Origin of the sequence: Nonomuraea gerenzanensis (genome assembly GCF_020215645.1) — a bacterium.
Taxonomy (GTDB): domain Bacteria; phylum Actinomycetota; class Actinomycetes; order Streptosporangiales; family Streptosporangiaceae; genus Nonomuraea; species Nonomuraea gerenzanensis.
In genome coordinates this window covers 9,476,581-9,493,236 of sequence record NZ_CP084058.1, presented here as the reverse complement: position 1 = coordinate 9,493,236, position 16,656 = coordinate 9,476,581, and the positions used below count along the sequence as shown (strand labels likewise).

Sequence of the window (16,656 nt, the reverse complement as noted above, 5' to 3'; positions counted from 1 at the left end):
GCACCCCTTGGTGAAACCACCTCTCAGCCGTCACCCTGGTGGTGAGGACGGTGAGGCGCAATGATCACGGTTGTCGGCTGGGACGGAACCGAGCTTCCGGCCAAGGCAGTGGGCAAGCTGCGGGAGGCCAGGCTCGTCGTGGGGCCCGACGCCGTTCTCGGACAACTCCAGCTCTCGGCGGCGACCGCCGCGGACGGTGCGCTGCTGGAGGCCCTCGACGACCACCTGGAGCACGGCGAAGGGCCCGCGGTCGTGCTCGCGCAGGGCGACCCCGGCTTCTTCGGCGTCGTACGCCGGCTCCGGGCACACGGCCTCAAACCGGACGTGCTGCCGGCCACCTCGCTCGTCACCCGGGCCTTCGCCTGTGCCGGGCTCAACTGGGAGGACGCGCTGGTCGTCGCCCCGTCGGGCCCGCGTCAGCTCAGCAGGGCCGTCAACGCCTGCCGCGCGCACCCCAAGGTCGCGCTGCTGGTCGCGCCCGGCGTCGGCCCCGGCGAGATCGCCAGGGAGCTGGCGCCCACCACGCCGCGCGCGCTGATCGTCTGCGAGGACCTCGGCGGGCCCGACGAGCGGGTCACGCACAGCCGCATGGGCGAGGCCACGACCAGGCCGTGGAAGGACCCCGACGTGGTCCTCGTCGTCGATCCGCTGCACCAGCCGAAGGAGCCGGGCTGGGTGGCGGGCGCGCAGCCGGGGCCGTCGGAGTGGGCGCTGCCGTTCGAGGGCGGGATCCCGCCGGAGGCGCGGGCGTACGTGCTGGCCAAGCTGGGCCCCCGGCTCGGCGACCTGGTGTGGGACGTGGGCGCGGGCGAGGGCCAGATCGCCGTCGAGTGCGCCCGGCTGGGCGCGGCCGTGATGGCCGTCGAACGCGACGAGGCCCGCTGCGCCAGACTGCGCGCCAACGTGCTCGAACACGGCGTCAAAGTGGCGCTGACCAGGGGGCAGGCGCCGCCCGCGCTGGAGCCGCTGCCCGACCCCGACGCCGTCTTCGTGGGCGGCGGCGGCCTGGACGTGATCGTGGCCTGCGCCGCCAGGGGCCCGCGCGTGCTCGTGTGCGCGCTGCGCAAGGTCGAGCAGGTCGCCGGGGTGCTCGAACGCCTGCGCGAGCACGGTTACCGCGGCGAGGGCACCCAGATCCTGGCCTCCAAGCTGGTGCTCAACCCCGACGGCTCCCACAGTCTCGCAGCGTCGGACCCGGTTTTCGTGGTGCACGCGACACCTGCGCACGCAGCGTGACCTGTTCCCCACACGGGCGCATCGGTTATCCTCGCGTGTCCTTGTCCACCGCACCGGAGAACCCTCACGATGAAGCCGCCGCTCCTGCTGATCGGGCAGGGCTCACAGGATGACGCCTACGCCGCCGAGTTCGGCAGGTTCGTCCACCGCCTGCGCTGCCGGCTCGACCAGTCGGGCGCCGACGTGTCGGGCGGCTACCTGGAGCGGGCCACCCCGCGGCTGAGCGACTCCGTCGCCTCGCTGGTCGCGCGGGGGCACCACCGGCTCGTGGCGCTGCCGCTGAGCCTGAGCAGGATGGGCGAGGAGTTCCCCGCCGCGATGGCACTGGAGCAGCAGCGCCATCCCACCCTGATGTACGACTACGGCCGCCCGCTCGGCCCCGATCCGCGCGTGCTGGCGCTGCTGGCGGAGCGGCTCAACGAGGCCGCCGCCGAGCTGTCCAGGCCGCGCGCGCTGGAGCTGGCCGGCGCCAGGCCGCGGCTGCGGGCCGTCGAATCCCTGCCGGTCGAGGACGTGCACCAGCACATCGAGCCGGGGGAGACCGCCGTCGTGCTGGTCGGCGAGGGCTCCACCGACGCCACCGCCAACGCCGAGGTCCACCGCGTCTCCCGGCTGTTCTGGGAGACGCACGCCTACGACTTCATGACCGTCGAGACCGCCTTCGTCTCCGTCACCCCGCCCGGGGTGCCCGGCGGGCTGGAGCGCTGCCGGCGGCTGGGGGCCAAGCGGGTCATCGTGGTGCCGTACCTGCTGTTCGCGGGCGGGCTGCTGGAGCGGGTCTGGGCGCAGGCGCTGGCGTACGGCGCGGGGCACCCCGACCTCGACATCCGCTGCGCCGAGGTGATCGGCGACTGCGAGACCCTGGCCGACGTCGTGATCGACCGCTACGAGGAAGCGCTCCAACTCGTCCCGTGACTGGAGGATCCGTGTTCGCTGAGACGCTGGCGGCGATCCGTCCCGCCGACCCCCGGGTGCTCGCCGAGGCCCGCGCCTACCAGGACCGCCTCACCAAGCCCCGCGGCTCGCTCGGCGTGCTGGAGGAGGTCGCCGTCCGCCTGGCCGGCGCGGCCGGCACCTGCCCGCCGCCCATGCCGGAGCCCGCGGCCCTGGCCATCTTCGCCGCCGACCACGGCGTGCACGCCCGCGGCGTCAGCCCGTGGCCGCAGGAGGTCACGGTGCAGATGGTCGCCAACTTCCTGGCCGGCGGCGCCGTCGCCAACGCCTTCGCCGCCCAGGCGGGGGCGTCGGTGACCGTGGTGGACGTGGGCGTCGCCGCCGACCTGCCCGACGCCCCCGACCTGGTCTCGCACAAGATCGCGTACGGCACCGCCGACCTGTCGCAGGGCCCCGCCATGACCGTCGACCAGGCCGTCAGGGCGCTGGAGGCGGGCATCGTCGTGGCCAGGGACCTGGTCGCCAAGGGCGCGCGCTGCCTGATCACCGGCGACATGGGCATCGCCAACACCACCGCCTCCGCCGCGCTGATCTCCGCCTTCACCGGCAAGGACCCCGCCGAGGTGACCGGGCGGGGCACGGGCATCGACGACGAGACGTACGCGCTGAAGGTCGGCATCGTGCGCGCGGCCCTGCGCACGAACGCGGTGACGGAGCCGTCCGGCTCGCCCAGCGAGGCGCTGCGCGCGCTGGCGGCCGTCGGCGGGTTCGAGCACGCGGCCATCGCCGGCTTCATCCTGTGCGGCGCGGCGCTGCGCGTGCCCGTCATCCTCGACGGCGTCATCGCCGGAGCCGCCGCCCTGGTGGCGGCGGCCCTCGACCCGGCCGCCCTGGACCACTGCGTGGCCGGGCACCGCTCGGCCGAGCCCGGCCACACCGCCGCGCTGGCCCACCTCGGGCTGCGCCCGCTCGTGGACCTGGAGCTGCGGCTCGGCGAGGGCACGGGCGGGTTGCTGGCGCACCCGATGGTGTGCGCGGCGGTACGCGTGATGCACGACGTGGCGACGTTCGACTCGGCGGGAGTGACCGAGAAGCCCGTGTGATGATGATGGCACTGGAGGTAGGCACAGTGTCTCGTTATGGACCCATGTTCGGCCCCGACATCACGTTCCTCGGGGTGGACCGCTGCGACCTGAGCGATCCCGGCAGCTACGCGGGCGCCGACGTGGTGATCATCGGCGCGCCGTTCGACGGCGGCACGTCCAACCGGCCGGGTGCCAGGTTCGGGCCGATGGCGCTGCGCCAGGCCTGCTACCTGCCGCACGACGGCTCAAGGCCGAGCCTGGCCCTGCGCGTGGACGCGCTGCGCGACCTGCGCGTGCTCGACGCCGGTGACGTGGAGTGCTACTCGGGCGACGTGGAGGGCTCGCTGGCGGCCATCGAGGAGGCGGTGCACCGGGTGGCGGCCTCGGGGGCGATCCCGCTGGTGCTCGGGGGCGACCACACGGTGGCGCTGCCGGACGCGCGGGGGACCGCCAGGGCGTACGCGCCGGGGCGGACCTCCATGATCCACTTCGACGCGCACGCCGACACCGGCGACATCGCCTTCGGCCATCTGTACGGGCACGGCCAGCCGATGCGGCGGCTCATCGAGTCCGGGGCGATCAGGGGCGACAGGTTCCTGCAGCTCGGCCTGCGCGGCTACTGGCCCGAGCCGGAGACGCTCGGCTGGATGGCTCGGCAAAATATGCGTTCCTATGAAATGACCGAAATTGTGACTCGCGGGCTTGACGCATGCCTGACCGAGTCCTTCGGGATCGCGCTGGACGAATGCGACCAGATCTTCCTGTCCGTCGACATCGACGTCTGCGACCCCGGCCACGCCCCCGGCACCGGCACGCCCGAGCCGGGCGGCCTCACGGCCAGGCAACTGCTCGACGCCGTCCGCCGCATCTGCTACGAGCTGCCGGTGGCCGGCATGGAGGTGGTCGAGGTGGCGCCGCCGTACGACCACGCGGACATCACGGCCTTCCTCGGCAACCGGGTCATCCTGGAGGCCCTGTCGGCGATGGCCCGCCGCCGCAAGGACGACGAGGGCGGGCCCCGCTGGGATCCCAGGCAGCCGCTTCTTGACGGCCGTTGACCCATGCGCAGCAAATGACGCATGCGGAGCCGGTAGGTTTACCTCTTAACACAAACCTTCGCGAACGGGAGATTCCCCCCATGGGTCCCTACCTCCTCGGCCTGCGGCTTTCCGGCCGCCGGGTCCTCGTCGTGGGCGGCGGCCGCGTCGCGCAGCGGCGGGTCCCCGCGCTGCTAGAGGCCGGTGCGGAGGTCACCGTCGTGTCGCCGGGCGTCACCCCGGCCCTCGACGACCTGATCGCGGCCGGCCGGGTCACCTGGCACGCCCGGCCCTACGAGGTCGGCGACTGCGACGGGGCCTGGCTCGTACAGGCCTGCACCGATGACAGGTCCGTCAACACCGCGGTCGCCGCCGAGGCGGAGGCCAAGCGCGTGTGGTGCGTGCGCGCCGACGACAAGGACGCCTCCGCCGCCTGGACACCCGCCACGGGGCGGGTCGACGAGATCGGCGTCGCCATCACCGCGGGCGGCGACCCCCGCCGCGCCGCCGGCATCAGGGACGCCGTCGTCGAGGCGCTGCGTGACGGCACCGTCGACGCCCGCCGCAACCGCACCAAACCGGTCGGCGTCGCCCTCGTCGGCGGCGGCCCCGGCGACCCCGGCCTGATCACCGTGCGCGGCCGTCAGCTCCTCTCCCAGGCCGACGTGGTCGTCGCCGACCGCCTCGCGCCCCGCGCCCTGCTCGACGAGCTGGCCCCCGACGTCGAGCTCATCGACGCCGCCAAGGTGCCCTACGGCCGCTCGCTGTCCCAGGAGACCATCAACGAGCTGCTCGTGGACCGCGCCAGGCAGGGCAAGTTCGTGGTCCGGCTCAAGGGCGGCGACTCCTTCGTCTTCGGCCGCGGTGGCGAGGAGATGATCGCCTGCGCGGAGGCCGGCATCCCCGTCCTGGTCGTGCCCGGCCTCACCAGCGCCGTCGCGGTGCCCGCCGCCGCCGGCGTGCCGGTGACCCACCGCGGCGTGAGCCAGGAGTTCCACGTCATCTCCGTGCACGTGGCGCCCGACGACCCCCGCTCCACCGTCGACTGGCCCGGCCTGGCCCGTTCCCAGGGCACGCTGGTGCTGCTGATGGCCGTCGAGCGCCTGGCGAAGGTCGCCGAAGCCCTCGTCCGCGACGGACGTTCGCCGGAGACTCCCGTAATGGTGGTACAGGACGGTACCCTTCCGACCCAGCGGGCGGTCACCGCTTCGCTTTCCACCGTGGCCGACCGCGTGTCCGCGGCTGGGATACGGCCGCCGGCGATCGTCATCGTCGGCGACGTCGTGCGGGTCGGCCAGGAGGTCGAGATGGTACGAGCGGAGCGCTTGCCGTGAACACGGCCATGGATGACGGGTGGCAGGAGTCGCCTGGGGAGCAGACGTTGAGCTTCCATCCGGTGACGGACGAGGACCTCGACGCCGAGGCCCGCAGCAGGGACCGGGCGGCGGGGCGGCCGGGGGTGCCCGGGCCTGACGAGGCTCGTTCGGGGTCCGGTGAGCCTGAGGAGGGCTCCGGAGGGTCGCGGGATGCGCGGGGTGCCCGTGAGGAGCCGCCTGCTCGGCGGCCGTCCCTCTTCGAGAAGCCCGCCATCCTTCGGCAGCCCCGACCGGGCGCCGAGCCGCCGTCGGCGCCGGGGGCGCCGGGGGCGAAACCGAGTGACGGCTCCGATGCGCGTGGCTCCGGCTCGCCCGCCTCGGAGCGGCCGTCCCTCTTCGTGAAGCCGGCCGCGCTCGGCGGGCCCGGCGCCGCGCCTGCCGCAGCCGACGCACCGCCTTCACCGGCTGCCGCCCAGGCCGAGCCGCCTTCTCCCGCTGCCTCCGATGCTGCCTCCGACGCCGAAGCCGACGCCGATGCCGCCTCCGACGCCGATGCCGCCTCAGCAGCCGCAGCCTCCGCCTCCGAGACCGGCACCTCCGCCCCTGCGGCCGTCGCCTCCGAGCCCGCTGCCTCCGAGGCCGACGCCCCCGCGTCCGATGCCTGGGCCCCTGTGGCCGACAGCCCTGCCTCCGCGTCCGATGCCCCCGACGCCGATGCCCCCGACGCCGATGCCCCCGACGCCGATGCCCCCGACGCCGACGCCCCCGACGCCGACGCCCCCGACGCCGCCACCGATGCCGCCCCCGACGCCGACACCGATGCCGCCCCCGACGCCGACACTGCCTCCGCAGCCGACGCTGTCCCCGCCATCGACGCCGACGGGACCTTCGACGCCGAGACCGCGTCTGAGGGCGAGCCTGGGTCCGCCGCCGAAGCCGAGCCCGAGCCCACTCCGCAGCCCGAGCCCGCCTCCGACCCCGACCCCGAGCCCGCATCGGACCTCGCCCCCGAGGACGAGCCCACCCCCCACCCCGAAGAACCAGCCGACAAGCCCGCCCAGCCAGGCGAAACCCTCGAAGAACTCCCCGCAGAGGCCGCCGAAGCCCTCATGTCCGCCCTCGCCACCCTCCGGGAAAGCGTCGCAGACCTCCGCTTCGGCCTCGACCTCCCCGGCTCGGAGGAAGCCAGGCAGGCCCAGGCCGACCTCCTGGCCCAACTGGAGAACTACGTCCTCCCCCGCGTCAGAACCCGCACCGCCCCAGCCCTCATCGTCATCGCCGGCTCCACCGGCGCAGGCAAGTCCACCCTGGTCAACAGCCTCGCCGAGAAGAACGTCTCCCGCACCGGCGTACGCCGCCCGACCACCGGCACCCCCGTCCTGGTCTGCCACCCGGACGACCACGAGTGGTTCGCCCAGGGCGAGCTGCTCGGCGGCCTCCAACGCCTGGACAAGCCGTCCCCCGAGGCCGGGATGGGCAGCCTGGTCATCGTCGCGACGGAGAAGCTCCCGCAGGGCGTCGCGCTGCTCGACACCCCCGACATCGACTCGGTCGTCGAGGAGCACCACGAGATCGCCCACCGCATGCTCGACGCCGCCGACCTGTGGATCTTCGTCACCACGGCCGCCCGCTACGCCGACGCTCCCGCCTGGAACCTGCTGCGCCTGGCCAAGGAGCGCGGCGCCCGCCTGGCGATCGTGCTGTCGCGGGTGCAGCAGCGCTCCGCCGACGTGGTGCTCAAGCACTTCGTCCGCATGCTCACCGAGTACGGCCTGGGCGACATCGACAGGTTCGTCATCCACGAGGCGAAGGTGAGCGACGGCCGGCTGCCCGACGCCGAGATGACCGATCTGCGGCTGTGGCTGGCCGAGCTGTCGGTGGATGAGGAACGGCGGGCGCAGGCCGTCCGCGAGACGCTCAACGGCGTGCTCAACAGCTTCCGCACCCGCGTTCCGGCGTTGGCCAAGCACCTGGAGGCGCAGGTCGCGTTCAGGGCCGAGCTGCGCGGCGACGTGGAGTCGGCCTTCCTCGGCGCGCTCAGCGAGATCGACAAGGCGTCCAGGAACGGCTCCCTGCTGCACGGCGAGGTGCTCGCCCGGTGGCAGGACTTCGCGGGGTCCGGTGACCTCGTACGGTCACTGCAGTTGCGCAAGCGCGGGCGGGCGGCCAAGCAGGCGCCGGAGCGGGTGCTGGCGTTCAAGGCGGCCATCCGCACCGGCCTGGAGTCGGTGATCGTCGCCGCCGCGAACCGCGCCTCCGAGGAGGTGGTGGCGCGCTGGCGGCACCGCGCGGAGCTGGGTGCCAAGCTGGGGGAGGACCTCGACCGGCCGTCCGACGACCTCATCCGTCACACGGGACGGGCCATCGCGTCGTGGCAGGAGCACGTGGGCGAGCTCGTCCGCACGGAGGGCGTGGCCAAGCGGTCGGTGTCGAAGCTGGTCTCGTTCGATCCGGAGTCGCTCGCGTTGATCTTCATGGTCGCCATGTTCAGCGGCGGCAACGGCGAAGGGGTGCCGCACCGGCTGGTCAACGCTCTGCTCGGCGCCGAGTCGCTGCGCGGCATCGGGGCCAAGGCGCTCAGCGACCTGCGGGCCAGGATCGGCATGTTGTTCGATGAGGAGGCCATGCGTTACGTGCAAGCGCTCGATTCCGCGGGCATTCCCGACGAATCCGTCGCGACCCGCCTCTACCAGGCAACGTACAACCTTGAGGTCGCTCGATGACCACCACGACCACCAGGCCGGGGCTCGCGCCGCGCCTCACCGCGCTCACCAAGGTGGTGGAGCTGGGCCCGGGGCGGCTGGACAAGAAGCTGCTCACCGAGGCCGGCGCGCTGCTGCAGCGGGCGGGCAACCGGCTCAAGCTGTCCTCGGAACACACCGTCGTCGCCCTCGCGGGCGGCACGGGCAGCGGCAAGTCGTCGCTGTTCAACGCGCTCTCCGGGCTGGAGCTGTCGCCGACCGGCGTACGCAGGCCGACCACCGCCCGTACGCACGCCTGCGTGTGGGGGCTGGAGGGCGCGGGGCCGCTGCTCGACTGGCTGCAGATCCAGTGGCGTCACCGCTTCTCCCGGGCCAGCGCGCTCGACAAGGCCGACAGCCAGCTCCACGGGCTGATCCTGCTCGACCTGCCCGACCACGACTCGATCAGGGCACTCACCGACACCGAGGCCGACCGGCTGATCGGCCTGGCCGACCTGGTGGTGTGGGTGCTCGATCCGCAGAAGTACGCCGACGCCTCCACGCACCGCCGCTACGTGACAGAGCTGGCGGGGCATGACGCCGTCACCGTGTTCGCGCTGAACCAGGCCGACCGGCTGACCGCCGAGGAGCTGGCCGAGCTGGTCATCGACCTCAACGACCTGCTCCGCAGGGAAGGCGTCGAGCACCCGAGCGTCGTACCGACCTCCGCCGTCACCGGCCGCGGCATCGAGAGCCTCAAGAGCGTCATCGCCACCGCGGTCGCCCGGCGGCGGGCCGCCATCCAGAAGCTCGAGGCGGACCTGCAGCGGCTGGAGCAGAAGCTCAGCCAGGCCATGCCGATGGGCGAGGCGCTGTCCGCGCCGTCGTCCGTGGACGAGGCCCGCAGGATGGGCCTGACGGACGCCCTGTGCGACGCGGTCGGCGTCCCGGCCGTGGGCGAGGCCATGGAGAACGTCTACGCGGAGCGGTCGAGCCGGTGGGTCGGCTGGCCGTACCCGCGCTGGATCAACAAGCTGCGCGGCGACCCGCTCAAGAGCCTGCGTCTGGACGACGTGAGCGACGAGATCCGCGGCATCTCCACCACCTCGGTGAGCGCCCAGTCGGCCGAGGTCTCCAACGCCGTCCAGGCCCTGGCCGACGGGCTGTCCATGGGCATGCAGCCGGTGTGGCGCACAGCCGTGCACCAGGCGGCCCGATCCCGCGCCACCCAGCTCCCGCAGGCCCTCACGGAGGACCTCGCCGAGGTGGCACCGCAGCTCGACCGCGTGCCGGGCTGGTGGCGGGCGCTCAAGGTGTGGCAGTACTTCCTGGTGGTGGCGTTCGTGGCGGGCCTGGCCTGGCTGGCGGTCGGCCTCCTCGTGCCCGGCCAGCTCCCACCGTCCCTGGAGCTCCTCGGTGACACGGCGGCGCTGCCGTGGGTGGGGCTGATGATGGCCTCGGTGCTCGGTCTCGGCGCCCTGTCCGGCATCGCGTCCCGGAACTTCGTGGAGCTCGGGGCTTCGCGGGAGCGGGAGCGGCTGGAACGCGAGATGCGGCGCAGGGTCGCCGCCGTGGCGACCACGATGGTGGTGGAGCCGGTGGAGCGGGAGCTGGGCCGGCACCACGCCTTCTACACAGCCCTTCGCGACCTGTCCGTATGAGTCAACGGCGCCGCCCGGCGTACCCTCGCCGCGGCGCCGCACTCCTCACCGCCACCACCGCCGCCGTCCGCACAGCATCGGCGCCCTTGACCTCAGCAGCCCCTTGGCCCACTGACACCACGGCCCTCTGCCAGACGCTGCCTCAGCCAGCACTCACACCCGCAGCCGCCCCGACGACACCCCGCCCACGATCAACAGCCCGCCAGCCTGCATCCACAGCTCCAACGGCCACAGGACGACACCGACAGAGCTGCCCCCACAGGCGCGCACCCCCACCGCATCCCTCATCCACAGAACCCCGTTCGGCCCCTCCCCACCCCCTCCCTCCCCGGCACCGTGTTCCTCAGCTCGCGGGCAGCCGGCCCGCCACATGGGAGGCACGGGATGAACGACATCTACATCACACTCACCGGCAACGTCGCATCAGAGCCGAGGCAGTACAGCTTCGACGAGAGCGTCAAGGTCACCTCGCTGAGGGTGCTCACCACCCACCGCTTCTTCGACAAGAAGACAGGCCAATGGGCGGACGGCGAAAAGGTCTGCTTCACAGTCCGCTGCTGGCGCGCCCTCGGCGAGAACGTCGCCGCCTCCATCCGAGCAGGCCATCCCGTGGTGGTGTCAGGCAAGCTACGCATCCGGGAGTTCGGCGCCGAGGGCGATCGCCGCTTCATGCCCGAGATCGAGGCCAGCGCGGTAGGACACGACCTCCGCTGGGGCACCGGGGCCTTCACCAAGCCGGAGCGAGGCGGAGCCGGCGGCGTGAGCAAGGAGATGCGCGACCGCCTGGACGAGGAAACCCGCGACTGGGCCATGGGCCCCCGCCCCCAACGCTCCCTGGCCAACTCCACCCCCCACGAAGAACTCAACCCCTTCCACACCCTGGACGCCACCACCGGCACCGAACGCCCCCCGACCACCGAAAACTCCACAACCCCCACCCCGGCAGCCATTCCGACACAGCTCACCGAAACGGCCAGCACTCCGGACCCCGCCCAAGGCACCATGCAGGCATCGGGCCCGGACAGCGACACCCCGCAGACGTCCGAGGGCACCTCACGCAAGAAGGGGGCGAAGAACGGCATTCTCCGCGCCCTCGAACCAGAGGCCGGCACGGTCCGCGTCCCGAGCACAGCGGGCGACAAGAGGCGAGACGCGCAAGACCAGCGACGCGACACCGGAGGCGGGGGAGACGAGAGGGGCGGCAAGCACGCCGGTGCTGACGACAAGCAGCTGACGATGACGGAGAAGGCGGCGGCCTGACGACGGCACGCACGGGGGCACCGACCACAGCCCGGTGCCCCCACGCACTGCGCTGCCTGTGGCCCCACTCCGGAGGAGGACGTCGAGGAAGGGCGCAGCGCCGATGCGTCGATGCGTCGAAGTGCTCAAGCCTCGAAGCGGCGAAACGGGCTAAGCGCCTAAGCGGTGATGCGGCGAGGCGGCGAGGCGGCGAGGCACGCAAACCCCTCAAGCGCCGAAGCAACGAAGCCCAAGCCTCGAAGCGGCGATGCACCGAAAGATCCAGTGCCAGATCGGGCAGAGCGGCCGAAGCAGTCGAAAGGGCGGAATGGAGGGGGGAGGGGGCACCGGCCGGGTCCCGTTGACACCCCGAGGGGCGGCCGATGGTGTGTTGCCCGCGTCAGATGGCTAGAGCATCTGTCATGTCCAGGTCACGCCCCGCACCATGGCTGCTCCTTTCCTGCACGGCTCCTTGTGTCACGGCCTGCTCATAAAAGCGAGCAGGTGTGGTCACTGCCAACGTATCGGTTCCCATCGCACAACGCACACTCCGCAATTATTGTGTTACACATCGTTAGTCAGAAAGGAGACGAGATGGCGGTGACCAGTCACGCATCGATCAAGTCTCGCGACGGTGTGTCAACGCTGGCCGACCGCTGGCCGTTGCTTGGGCAACGTCGGCCGCTTGTGGTCTATTTGTGCGCGATCGTCGCTCTTGACCTAGTTGCGATCATGGTGCTCTCGGCGTCCACCGTCTTCGCCTGGCGTGATGCGCTCACCTTCGCCGCCCTCATGGGTTGCGGTGCGGTGTGCATCGAGGCGAGCAGGCGGCTGGGCATGCCCGCCGGTGTGTCGCGTGACCTCCTGTCGGCTTGGTGGTTGCCGGTGGCGTTGCTCTTGCCCCCGGTCTATGCCCTTTTCGCGCCGATCGTCCTGCAGATACTGCTTCAGGTCCGCGTGCGGGCGACGGTGGTCTATCGGCGCGTGTTCAGCTCTGCGGCCATCGGTCTCGCCGGGTGTACGGCGTCCATGGTGTTCCACTGGCTGGTGGCCGATCCTTGGGTGCTGACGCAGGGCAGCGGGCCGCCGATCCTCTGCGCGGTGGCGGCCGCCGTGCTCTTCTCCCTGCTCAACATCGCCCTCATCGCCATCGCCGCCCACACGGCCAACCCCGACAGCGCCTGGCGAGAGGTCCTGTGGGACAGGGAGAGTGTGCTCCTCGACGTCGTCGAGCTCTGCCTGGGCGTCATCGTCTCCATCGGCTGCGGCCTCAACCTGGGCCTGCTGATCCTCGCCCTCCCGCCCGTGGTCCTCCTGCAGCGCAGCCTCCTGCACGCCCAACTCCAGGCCGCAGCCCGTACGGATGCCAAGACGGGGCTGCTCAACGCGGCGGCCTGGCAGCGCGAGGCCGACACCGAGATCGTCCGCGCCCGCCGCACCGGCGACACGCTGGCGCTCCTGATCATCGACATCGACCACTTCAAGCGCGTCAACGACGCCCACGGCCACCTCGTCGGCGACCAGGTCCTGGTCGGGGTGGCCGCCATGCTGCGCGGCCAGCTTCGCGACTATGACGTGGTGGGCCGGTTCGGGGGAGAGGAGTTCGTGGTCCTGCTGCCGGGGGCCGACATCGACGAGGCCCGCCGCGTGGCCGAACGCCTGCGCGTCCGCATCAGCCACATGGCCATCCCCGTGGACGACACCCTGGTCCGGGTCACGATCTCGGCCGGGGTGGCGCTGATGAGCGTCCACGGTGACGACCTGATCGACCTGCTGACGGCGGCCGACCTGGCTCTCTACCGCGCCAAGGAGCTGGGCCGCGACCGCGTCTGCATCCCCGCCGTCCAACCACCTCCACCGCCCTCCCTCCCTGACGACCCACCGACCCCGTAACGCACCTTCCCGACGCCTCGCCACCTCGTAGCGCAGCTTCCCGACGCCCCATCGCACCTTTCCGACGGCACATCGACCCCATAGCGCATCTCTCCGCTTTCCTCTTCTGCGCGTCTCGATCCCCGCCGCGCCCCGCCTGCGGGCTCGGGCTCGGGCTCGGGGACTGAGGTATGGCGCGCAGCCCCGTACACGTGCCAGAAGCGCCACCCCCGAACCGCTCTCCCGCACCCCCACCGATGCCACCCAAGCCACCCTCCCCACCCCCACCCGAGCCGCGTCACAGCGGAATGGCGGCCACAGGTAAGGAGGGAGCGGCGGAAGCCTGGGTTGGGAGCCCCTAAGCTAGGGAGCATGCCGGAGTACATCTACACGCTGCAGCGCGTGCGCAAGGCGCACGGCGACAAGGTTGTGCTTGACGACGTCACGCTGTCGTTCCTGCCCGGAGCCAAGATCGGTGTCCTGGGGCCGAACGGCACCGGAAAGTCGACGCTGCTCCGGATGATGGCCGGCCTGGAGCAGCCGTCCAACGGTGATGCCAAGCTCATGCCTGGTTTCACGGTGGGCATGCTCCAGCAGGAGCCGCCGCTCAACGAGGAGAAGACCGTCCTCGGCAACGTGCAGGAGGGTGTCGCCGAGACGATGGCGATGCTCCAGCGCTACAACGACATCGCCGAGCAGATGGCCACCGACTACAGCGACGAGCTGCTGGAGGAGATGGGCAAGCTGCAGGAGCAGCTCGAGCACCGCAACGCATGGGATCTCGACAGCCAGCTCGAGCAGGCCATGGACGCGCTGCGCTGCCCGCCGCCCGACGCCGAGGTGAGCAAGCTGTCCGGTGGTGAGCGCCGCCGGGTCGCGCTGTGCAAGCTGCTGCTGGAGGCGCCCGACCTGCTGCTGCTCGACGAGCCCACCAACCACCTCGACGCCGAGAGCGTGCAGTGGCTGGAGTCGCACCTGGAGAAGTACGCGGGCACGGTGCTGGCCGTCACCCACGACCGATACTTCCTCGACAACGTCGCCACCTGGATCCTCGAGCTCGACCGGGGCCGCTGCTACCCGTACGAGGGCAACTACTCGACGTACCTCGACATGAAGGCACAGCGACTGAAGGTCGAGGGCCAGAAGGACGCCAAGCGCAAGAAGCGCCTGGAGGACGAGCTGGAGTGGGTCCGGTCCAACCCCAAGGCCCGCCAGACCAAGAGCAAGGCCCGACTCCAGCGGTACGAGGAGATGGCCGCCGAGGCCGACAAGTACCGCAAGCTGGACTTCGAGGAGATCCAGATCCCGCCGGGCCCGCGCCTGGGCACCACGGTGATCAAGGCCGACGCCCTCACCAAGGGCTTCGGCGAGCGGCTGCTCATGGAGAACCTCACGTTCGACCTGCCGCGTAACGGCATCGTCGGCGTCATCGGCCCGAACGGCGTCGGCAAGACCACGCTGTTCCGCATGATCACCGGCGGGGAGACGCCCGACACGGGCTCGATCATCATCGGCGACACCGTGAAGATCTCCTACGCCGACCAGAGCCGGGGCGGCATCGACCCGAGCAAGAACGTCTGGGAGGTCGTCTCCGACGGGCTCGACCACATCAAGGTCGGCAACGTGGAGATGCCGTCGCGGGCGTACATCGCGGCGTTCGGCTTCAAGGGCCCCGACCAGCAGAAGAAGGCCGGCGTGCTGTCCGGCGGCGAGCGCAACCGGCTCAACCTGGCGCTCACGCTCAAGCAGGGCGGCAACGTGCTGCTGCTGGACGAGCCCACCAACGACCTCGACACCGAGACCCTGTCGTCGCTGGAGAACGCGCTGCTCGACTTTCCGGGCTGCGCCGTGATCACCTCGCACGACCGGTGGTTCCTCGACCGCATCGCGACCCACATCCTGGCCTGGGAAGAAGGGTCCAACTGGTTCTGGTTCGAGGGCAACTTCGCGGACTACGAGAAGAACAAGATCGAGCGGCTGGGGGCCGATGCGGCGCGTCCGCACCGGGTGACCTACCGGAAGCTGCACCGCGACTGATCGGTTTCGACTGAACGACAACCCATGGACCACGCCATGCATCGGGCTGGTCCATGGGTTTCGTGTTTCGGGATGAACAGCGGCTGAGAGCCCGACTGCCGTCGCCGTGAGCGCGCGCCGCGGCCACGACCTGCCCCGGGACGAGCGAACGGAGGCGGGCTCGGCTCTCGACGCCGCCGATCGTGGCCGGAGCAGGCTCAGCTCTCGACGCCGACCGTGGCCGGAGCGGGGACGGGGCGGCGCCGCCACGGCCCGTTGAACATCACGATCGCCGGTACGAACAGCACCAGGCACCCCAGCGCCACGAACAGCCACGTCTGCCAGTTCGTGGCCGCCACCACATGCGGGATGACCAGCAGCCCGATCACCGCGATCCCCTTGCTGAGGAACCCGAACAACCCCCACGCCGTGCCCTGCAGCCGAGGGTCGGCGTCCTCGGCGTCCTCGGAGTAGTTGGCCATCCAGGGTGCGTACGCGACGCCGAGCGAGCCGCCGAGCAGCGCGCCCACCACCATGAGCGTGCCGGTGGAGACGCCTTCCTGGCCGAGCGAGACCGCCAGGTACCCGGTGACGAGCACGGCCGCGACCGTGCCGCCGAGGCAGAAGGGCTTGCGGAGCTGGGTACGGTCGGACAGGCGGCCGGTGACGATGAGCGTGATGAGGTTGAGGCTCCAGAAGGCCGCCATGATGGTGGAGGCTTCGGCGCTGCTGATGCCGAGCGCCCCGACCAGCATCGTCTGGCCGAACAGGGAAAGCGTGATGTAGAGCACCAGCCACAGTGAGATGCCGACGACGTGCGCCCAGATGTTGCGGCGGGCGAACAGCGAGCGGACGCGGGGCGGCCGGGTCAGGTCCACGACGTCGGTGGCGGCCCGCTCGGTGTGCTGGATCCTGGCGCGCAGCTCGGGGGAGAGGTCGGCGATGTTGAACGCGATGACCGCCGAGATGACCAGCGAGAAGCAGCCCATGATGACGAACTGGGAGCGCCACGAGTCGTCGAAGATGGGCAGCGTCCAGCCGGCGACGGCCGCGGCCAGGAAGTTGGCCCCCACCGGGCCCCAGGTCCAGAAGCCGAACGCCTGGGCCCGGCCCAGGCGCGGGGAGAAATCGCGGATCAGCGGTGCGGTGCTGGCCATGGCCACGCCGTCCACGAACGCCAGCACGATCCTGGCGATCAGCAGGTCACGCGGGCTGTGCACGAGCGTCATGGCGAAGCAGCACACGGCCGTGAGCGCCATGAGCGGGATCAGCAGCCGGACCCGGCCGAGCCGGTCGGTGAGCCGGCCGCCCAGGATGGAGGCGATCGCCCCGGCCACCGCCGCCGTGCCGGACACGGCGCCGTACGTGGTCAGCGACATGTCGAGGTCTTCGAGCAGCAGGGGGACGACGGGCGCGATCTGCCCTTCGTAGGAGCCGATGAGGATGGCCAGCACGGCCATCGTGAGGATCTTCATGCGCCTGGCGCCGGTTGGGTACTCGTCGAGCTCACGGACGTAGGACAGCCTCATGGCAGCCTTTCTGGTCGAGCTGGACCCCCGTACGTTCTAGAAGCGATTCCTAGAATTGCTTTCTGTGATGTTGCGCCTCACAGCGAGGGC

At 71.4% G+C, this 16,656-nt stretch carries 11 protein-coding genes; 10 read left to right on the top strand and 1 reads right to left on the bottom strand.

Annotated elements, in window-relative coordinates; all coding sequences use genetic code 11:
* Positions 1–60 precede the first annotated feature (60 nt).
* The 10 genes from LCN96_RS44105 to ettA all read left to right on the top strand — a co-directional run bounded on the left by LCN96_RS44105 (position 61) and on the right by ettA (position 15,058).
* Positions 61–1,236, top strand: a complete 1,176-nt coding sequence (locus LCN96_RS44105; RefSeq protein WP_225268351.1) for a bifunctional cobalt-precorrin-7 (C(5))-methyltransferase/cobalt-precorrin-6B (C(15))-methyltransferase — start codon at positions 61–63, stop codon at positions 1,234–1,236.
* Positions 1,237–1,305: 69 nt separating this feature from the next.
* Positions 1,306–2,151 (top strand): sirohydrochlorin chelatase, encoded by an 846-nt coding sequence (locus LCN96_RS44100; RefSeq protein WP_225268350.1) that lies wholly within the window; start codon positions 1,306–1,308, stop codon positions 2,149–2,151.
* A gap of 11 nt (positions 2,152–2,162) precedes the next feature.
* Positions 2,163–3,233, top strand: coding sequence for a nicotinate-nucleotide--dimethylbenzimidazole phosphoribosyltransferase (gene cobT, locus LCN96_RS44095; RefSeq protein WP_225268349.1), 1,071 nt, complete (start codon positions 2,163–2,165; stop codon positions 3,231–3,233).
* 44 nt (positions 3,234–3,277) lie between these two features.
* Positions 3,278–4,273 carry an agmatinase gene (gene speB, locus LCN96_RS44090; RefSeq protein WP_225268348.1) on the top strand — a complete coding sequence of 332 codons (996 nt, stop codon included), beginning with the start codon at positions 3,278–3,280 and terminating at the stop codon, positions 4,271–4,273.
* A gap of 80 nt (positions 4,274–4,353) precedes the next feature.
* Positions 4,354–5,586 (top strand): uroporphyrinogen-III C-methyltransferase, encoded by a 1,233-nt coding sequence (cobA, locus tag LCN96_RS44085; RefSeq protein WP_225268347.1) that lies wholly within the window; start codon positions 4,354–4,356, stop codon positions 5,584–5,586.
* Positions 5,583–8,291 carry a dynamin family protein gene (locus LCN96_RS44080; protein WP_225268346.1) on the top strand — a complete coding sequence of 903 codons (2,709 nt, stop codon included), beginning with the start codon at positions 5,583–5,585 and terminating at the stop codon, positions 8,289–8,291. Before cobA ends, LCN96_RS44080 begins: the two co-directional genes overlap by 4 nt.
* Positions 8,288–9,910, top strand: coding sequence for a GTP-binding protein (locus LCN96_RS44075; protein ID WP_225268345.1), 1,623 nt, complete (start codon positions 8,288–8,290; stop codon positions 9,908–9,910). Before LCN96_RS44080 ends, LCN96_RS44075 begins: the two co-directional genes overlap by 4 nt.
* 384 nt (positions 9,911–10,294) lie before the next feature.
* Positions 10,295–11,170, top strand: a complete 876-nt coding sequence (locus LCN96_RS44070; RefSeq protein ID WP_225268344.1) for a single-stranded DNA-binding protein — start codon at positions 10,295–10,297, stop codon at positions 11,168–11,170.
* Positions 11,171–11,881: 711 nt separating this feature from the next.
* Positions 11,882–13,042, top strand: coding sequence for a GGDEF domain-containing protein (locus LCN96_RS44065; protein WP_225268343.1), 1,161 nt, complete (start codon positions 11,882–11,884; stop codon positions 13,040–13,042).
* Positions 13,043–13,393: 351 nt separating this feature from the next.
* Positions 13,394–15,058: an energy-dependent translational throttle protein EttA gene (gene ettA / locus LCN96_RS44060; protein WP_225268342.1), complete on the top strand. Its 1,665-nt coding sequence runs from the start codon at positions 13,394–13,396 to the stop codon at positions 15,056–15,058.
* Positions 15,059–15,255: 197 nt separating this feature from the next.
* Here the strand turns inward: ettA and LCN96_RS44055 are convergent, their stop codons facing one another.
* Complete coding sequence (locus LCN96_RS44055) at positions 15,256–16,566, bottom strand: MFS transporter (protein ID WP_225268341.1); 1,311 nt, start codon at positions 16,564–16,566, stop codon at positions 15,256–15,258.
* Positions 16,567–16,656 lie beyond the last annotated feature (90 nt).

Bases quoted from the DNA above. Each gene is read 5' to 3' on its own strand.
- LCN96_RS44105 (WP_225268351.1), top strand. From the start codon at position 61: ATGATCACGGTTGTCGGCTGGGACGGAACCGAGCTTCCGGCCAAGGCA.
- LCN96_RS44100 (WP_225268350.1), top strand. From the start codon at position 1,306: ATGAAGCCGCCGCTCCTGCTGATCGGGCAGGGCTCACAGGATGACGCC.
- speB (WP_225268348.1), top strand. From the start codon at position 3,278: ATGTTCGGCCCCGACATCACGTTCCTCGGGGTGGACCGCTGCGACCTG.
- cobA (WP_225268347.1), top strand. From the start codon at position 4,354: ATGGGTCCCTACCTCCTCGGCCTGCGGCTTTCCGGCCGCCGGGTCCTC.
- LCN96_RS44075 (WP_225268345.1), top strand. From the start codon at position 8,288: ATGACCACCACGACCACCAGGCCGGGGCTCGCGCCGCGCCTCACCGCG.
- LCN96_RS44070 (WP_225268344.1), top strand. From the start codon at position 10,295: ATGAACGACATCTACATCACACTCACCGGCAACGTCGCATCAGAGCCG.
- LCN96_RS44065 (WP_225268343.1), top strand. From the start codon at position 11,882: ATGGTGCTCTCGGCGTCCACCGTCTTCGCCTGGCGTGATGCGCTCACC.
- ettA (WP_225268342.1), top strand. From the start codon at position 13,394: ATGCCGGAGTACATCTACACGCTGCAGCGCGTGCGCAAGGCGCACGGC.
- LCN96_RS44055 (WP_225268341.1), bottom strand. From the start codon at position 16,566: ATGAGGCTGTCCTACGTCCGTGAGCTCGACGAGTACCCAACCGGCGCC.